Source organism: Rhodopila globiformis (assembly GCF_002937115.1).
Classification (GTDB): domain Bacteria; phylum Pseudomonadota; class Alphaproteobacteria; order Acetobacterales; family Acetobacteraceae; genus Rhodopila; species Rhodopila globiformis.
Genome location: NZ_NHRY01000022.1, coordinates 1 through 4,337, shown reverse-complemented (window position 1 = coordinate 4,337; position 4,337 = coordinate 1). Strand labels below are relative to the sequence as shown.

Sequence of the window (4,337 nt, the reverse complement as noted above, 5' to 3'; positions counted from 1 at the left end):
GCTTGTCCGGGCCACCTATTCCAGCACTGTGCCGCGACAGGTGGCCCGGACAAGCCGGGCCATGACGAGGAGGCAACAGCCAGCCCCATTTTTAACGCCAATGGGGCGCAGGCCCACCATCCACGCCTTTTGTCGCGACCAGCAGCGCGAGGCGTGGATGGCGGCCCTGCGGCCGCCATGACGCGGAAGGGGCGGTGCGCCGGCTCCGGTGGATCGGTTATTTTGGCCCAGGTCCCAACGGCGATGGCAACGCGGCGGCACGATGCCGGGAAAGTCCGTGCCGGCCGGCTCCGTCCAGCGGTTTGTCGTCACGGACTGGTTGCGGTGAGCCGGTTGAAGGCTGCCACGACGGTTTCGTGGCCGAGCATCCGACCTTCGCGCAAGGCCTGCTTGCCCGCCTCGACGGCAGCCAGGAGTTGCGGCCCGGTCGCATCTGTCGTCCGGGGTGACCGGAGGACCGAACAGTGCCTGTATCCTTCTACCGGCTGTTCCCCGCCACGATGTCCGTCCTGCTGAAGTCGTCGCCCTTGAACAGCAACGCCGATCGATGCCGGCGTGCCACCGCATAGGCGAAGCAGTCACCCATGTTCAACTGCGCCGGATGGCCGCATCCCTTGCCGTAGCGGGCAAAGGCGGACAAAGCCAGGGACGCTTCCTCGGCCGCGATCGGCACGAGCGCGATCCCGGCAATACGCAGGAATTCCGCCACGTCCGCTTCGGCCTCCTCAACGCTGGCGTGGCGCTTGCGGCACAAGCCCGCCACGGCTTCAAAAACCGCGACGGCCGAGGTCATCGGCCGCACTGCGCTGCCCAACCGTTCTATCAGTTCGTCGGCATCCGGCTCGCGCGTCAGGATGGCGATGATGGCGGAGGCATCGACGACCATCAGGCGTCGCCGCTGAGTTCGTCGAAAAGCGCCTTGTCTGCCTGCAACCCGGTGGCGGGACGCGCCAGCACGCGGTCCTGGATCGGACGCAGGCGTTCCCGCAGCGGCGTCGCCGCATCCAGGCGCTGGAGTTCATTGCGCAAGGCGCATTCAACGGCGGTCGTCTTGCTGGTCGCCAGGCGTGCGGCCAGCGTTTCGGCCAGTTGGTTGACGGCTTCACTGCGGATGTTGAGAGGCATGGGAGACGCTCGTGTGTAGGCGTACGGTCATGTGTGTCTTTACGCCTACACGATCCCGTGCCCCTGGCGCAACTCGTCTGTGCCCGGCGCGGGGTCCGTCCGTCCCTGGCGGCTCGACTGCCCGCCCTGGCGCCGGGCTTTGCAGAATTGTCGCCGGTCCATGGCCACCATCTGGTGCGCCATGGTCACGCCGTTCCAGACCGGGATACGCGCGGTCGGGGACGCCCCCTGAAGCCGATCGCGGCTTCCGGCCGCGGGCTGGGTGCCCGGGTGAGGATGACGGCGGGAGGTTGCGCCGGCGCGACGCTCGTTCCTGAACCGGTGCGCGCCGGATTATGCCGCCAGCAGGGCGACGCCGACCGCGCGGGCTGCGGACCGCAGCGCTTTGTCATTGGATGCGAGCGGCAGGCCGCGCCGGATGGCAAGCTCCAGATAGGTCGCGTCATATGCCGTCAGGCGCTGGGATCGCACCAGCTCCAGAACGGCGCCGAAAGCGCGGGCCGGGGTGGGTTCGTCCAGAACGAGGGGCAGGTCCCGCAACAGCGCAACCGCGTCTCGCACGCCGTCCGGCGACAGGCGGTTGCGCCGTTCAGCCATGCCCAGGCCGGTTTTGCCCCCGGTCTGCCGAAGAGCCGGCACGACGGCGCCTTGCTGGATGACAAGGGCCAGGATGGCATCGGCTGTTGGCGTGGCTTCGTCCTCGAACAGCCAGGGGAAGACGGACGAGGCATCGAGGACGCAAGCCGGCATGGGGTTATACCAACCCGCCTAAAGAATCACCCATCCCGACTGCGAAGATGTAGCCAATATCAGAGGCTTACTGTGCGATGGATGGAGCCATTTTTCGGCGGGTTGGTATTACCGGCGGCCCTCACGGATCAGCGCCGCGGGATCGAGGCCGCCGAGCGTCTTGCCCGCGCGGAACGCCCGGATGCGGGCGGCAAGATCATCCGCCGGCTGATGGACCGGGACGGATGAGGGGAGGCCGTGGGCGTCCAGGAAGGCATCAAGCTCGGCCCGGGTGGCAAAGCCGAGAACCTGGCGCAAATCGGCGAGGGCCAGGCGGCCGGCGCGGTGTTCCTGGAGTGCAAGCGCTTCCAGCGCCTTGCGGCCGAGGTCGCCGGAGCCGAGGCGGTCGGCGAAGTCGTCGGGAATGCGGACGGTCACGTTCATGGTGCGGTGGACAGTACGGTTTGGCCGGTTGCCGGGTCACTCGGTTTCGGACGCCGGCACGGAGGGGGCCTGGCCTCTACGAGGCCGAGAAAGACGACGGCGGCGCGGTTCAGGCGGACGAGGTCATCGTCGCTCAGGCGCCCGACACGCGGCTCGGGGTTGGCCTTCGGGACGGCCGTGATCTTGTCCACCATCAGGCGGCAGGGGAACCGCAACCCGTTCTCGCCGTCCGGCTGAAGGTCCGGGCGGAACAGCGGCGTTTCGATCGGGCCGGGGACCAGCGTGACTGAGGCTGTCTCGCTGAGCCGATCGGCGTCGGGACTGGCATCGACCTGACCGCGTTAGTCGAGCGTACGGATGGCCGATCGAAACGTGGCAGCGTGACCGCGGCAGAGTTGCGCCTTCAGCAGGGAAGAACCGACCGCGCATGCCGGCCACATTCGACTTGACAATCGGCGATGGACCCCCAAAATGGGGGTATGTCTCGAGGGCGACGGCCACATTATCCGCTCTCGGCCATCAAGGCCGCGTTCTCCGATCCGCGCCGGCTCAACCGGACCATGACAGCCGCGAACGGGGCGGACGATCTTGGCCTGGACGAACAGGCGGTCGTCGATGTCGTCGCCGCTCTGTCCGCCCGCGACTTCGATAAGTCGATGCCATCCGAAGTCGATCCGGCTGTCTGGCAGGATGTCTATAAGCCCGTCGTGGCCGGACAGGAACTGTACGCCAGGTTTACGCTCGATACGCGCGGAGACCTGCTGTTGATCAGCTTCAAGGTGAACCATCCATGAGCAATCCACGTGACTATCCCGACACGATCATGAGCGCTGAGACCGGCCGGCCGTTGCGGCGTGGCGTGAAGAGGCTGACCATCGACGCCGGCGGGGTGCCGTTCACCTACGGCCAGCCGGGGTGGTGGGCCTCGCTGGACGATCCGGCGGATGAGGACGGCCAACTGGTGGACGAAGACAATGTCATCCGCGCCGCGGCACGGCGCGAGGCCAGGGCGAAGGCCAGGCACGCCGTGCTGTCGCCGCTGGTGATCCGGGCGATCCGGGAAGCGTGCGGTTTGTCGCAGAAGGACGCGGCCCGGGTGTTCGGCGGCGGCGCCAAGGCGTTCGAGAAATACGAAAGCGGCGAAGTGGGGCCGAGCGCGGCGATGACCCGGCTGCTGCTGCTGGCGGCGAAACGGCCTGAGCTGTTTGCCAAGGACAGCGCGGTTCCGATGCTGTCGGAGGCGGATGCCCGGCTGATCCGGGATACGGTGCGCAAGAGTTCGGTGGATCGCATCTATGCGCGTCTGTATGAGGATGGGTGACCGCGGACGGGATTGGAGGGGAGACAGTCACCGGGGGCATGGCATGTCCGGCCAGAGTCGGCAGGCATCAGCCGGTATCCTGGTCCTTGGGCGGCCAGAGCATGGCTTGGCATGGGGGCAGTGCCAGAATATGGCATCGCCATGTTCCGACATAACATCAGTTTGGTGTAGACAACCAAATTGGCTTGGCGCATTGTGGCGACTTGGAGGCTGCAATGCCGATGGATGCCATGTCTGACAACATCAACGTATCGTTAAACCGTTGCTTTATGCGCTTTGATGATCGGGCAGAAAGACTCAATGCCCAGCAAATTGTTGATACATTCGTTGCGGTTGGTCCGATGCTCGATGTCCTAGCTAATCGATCACACCAAGTCATATATGGGCGTCGTGGTGTCGGCAAAACCCATGCTCTCCGCTACTTCGAAAGTCAGGCAAACAAACGTGGCGATCTAGCGATCTACATTGATTGCGGGAATATAGGCTCAAATAACTCGACATATAACGATGCAACGCTAAGCACAACGGAGCGCGCCACTCGCCTAACGTAACCGGGAGTTCCCCCGGCTCTGCCGGGGAGGCAGCAGCAGTTTGACATTTGCGGGGGTAGGCCCCGGTTCGCCCATCAATGAAACTCTGGAGCGTGAGCCGCCAAAGCACACGCTGATGGAGTTCCATCAATGGACGAATTCGAGAGCCTAAATCACACCAAATGGGA

8 protein-coding genes are annotated in these 4,337 nt (G+C 65.2%); 3 read left to right on the top strand and 5 right to left on the bottom strand.

The window, feature by feature from the left end:
* Positions 1 to 478: 478 nt before the first annotated feature.
* The 5 genes from CCS01_RS00470 to CCS01_RS35945 form a co-directional block, all read right to left on the bottom strand.
* On the bottom strand, positions 479 to 886 hold the full coding sequence (locus CCS01_RS00470) for a type II toxin-antitoxin system VapC family toxin (protein ID WP_104516876.1): 408 nt from the start codon (positions 884 to 886) through the stop codon (positions 479 to 481).
* Positions 886 to 1,125, bottom strand: a complete 240-nt coding sequence (locus tag CCS01_RS00465; protein ID WP_104516875.1) for a type II toxin-antitoxin system VapB family antitoxin — start codon at positions 1,123 to 1,125, stop codon at positions 886 to 888. Before CCS01_RS00465 ends, CCS01_RS00470 begins: the two co-directional genes overlap by 1 nt.
* 333 nt (positions 1,126 to 1,458) lie before the next feature.
* Positions 1,459 to 1,875 (bottom strand): type II toxin-antitoxin system VapC family toxin, encoded by a 417-nt coding sequence (locus tag CCS01_RS00460; RefSeq protein WP_104516874.1) that lies wholly within the window; start codon positions 1,873 to 1,875, stop codon positions 1,459 to 1,461.
* A 108-nt stretch (positions 1,876 to 1,983) separates the two neighbouring features.
* Positions 1,984 to 2,298, bottom strand: coding sequence for a hypothetical protein (locus CCS01_RS00455; RefSeq protein ID WP_104516873.1), 315 nt, complete (start codon positions 2,296 to 2,298; stop codon positions 1,984 to 1,986).
* Positions 2,295 to 2,552 (bottom strand): hypothetical protein, encoded by a 258-nt coding sequence (locus tag CCS01_RS35945; RefSeq protein WP_408887467.1) that lies wholly within the window; start codon positions 2,550 to 2,552, stop codon positions 2,295 to 2,297. Before CCS01_RS35945 ends, CCS01_RS00455 begins: the two co-directional genes overlap by 4 nt.
* 204 nt (positions 2,553 to 2,756) lie before the next feature.
* Between CCS01_RS35945 and CCS01_RS00445 the strand changes: the two genes are divergently transcribed.
* The 3 genes from CCS01_RS00445 to CCS01_RS32460 all read left to right on the top strand — a co-directional run bounded on the left by CCS01_RS00445 (position 2,757) and on the right by CCS01_RS32460 (position 4,170).
* Complete coding sequence (locus CCS01_RS00445; RefSeq protein WP_104516871.1) at positions 2,757 to 3,092, top strand: type II toxin-antitoxin system MqsR family toxin; 336 nt, start codon at positions 2,757 to 2,759, stop codon at positions 3,090 to 3,092.
* Positions 3,089 to 3,619, top strand: coding sequence for a type II TA system antitoxin MqsA family protein (locus CCS01_RS00440; protein ID WP_104516870.1), 531 nt, complete (start codon positions 3,089 to 3,091; stop codon positions 3,617 to 3,619). Before CCS01_RS00445 ends, CCS01_RS00440 begins: the two co-directional genes overlap by 4 nt.
* Positions 3,620 to 3,834: 215 nt before the next feature.
* A complete protein-coding gene (locus CCS01_RS32460) occupies positions 3,835 to 4,170 on the top strand; it encodes an ORC-CDC6 family AAA ATPase (RefSeq protein WP_146101504.1) in 336 nt (111 codons plus the stop codon).
* Positions 4,171 to 4,337: the final 167 nt, after the last annotated feature.

What these genes read in the sequence shown, in the direction of transcription:
- CCS01_RS00470 (WP_104516876.1), bottom strand. Translation starts at nt 886, where the DNA reads ATGGTCGTCGATGCCTCCGCCATCATCGCCATCCTGACGCGCGAGCCG.
- CCS01_RS00465 (WP_104516875.1), bottom strand. Translation starts at nt 1,125, where the DNA reads ATGCCTCTCAACATCCGCAGTGAAGCCGTCAACCAACTGGCCGAAACG.
- CCS01_RS00460 (WP_104516874.1), bottom strand. Translation starts at nt 1,875, where the DNA reads ATGCCGGCTTGCGTCCTCGATGCCTCGTCCGTCTTCCCCTGGCTGTTC.
- CCS01_RS00455 (WP_104516873.1), bottom strand. Translation starts at nt 2,298, where the DNA reads ATGAACGTGACCGTCCGCATTCCCGACGACTTCGCCGACCGCCTCGGC.
- CCS01_RS00445 (WP_104516871.1), top strand. Translation starts at nt 2,757, where the DNA reads ATGGACCCCCAAAATGGGGGTATGTCTCGAGGGCGACGGCCACATTAT.
- CCS01_RS00440 (WP_104516870.1), top strand. Translation starts at nt 3,089, where the DNA reads ATGAGCAATCCACGTGACTATCCCGACACGATCATGAGCGCTGAGACC.
- CCS01_RS32460 (WP_146101504.1), top strand. Translation starts at nt 3,835, where the DNA reads ATGCCGATGGATGCCATGTCTGACAACATCAACGTATCGTTAAACCGT.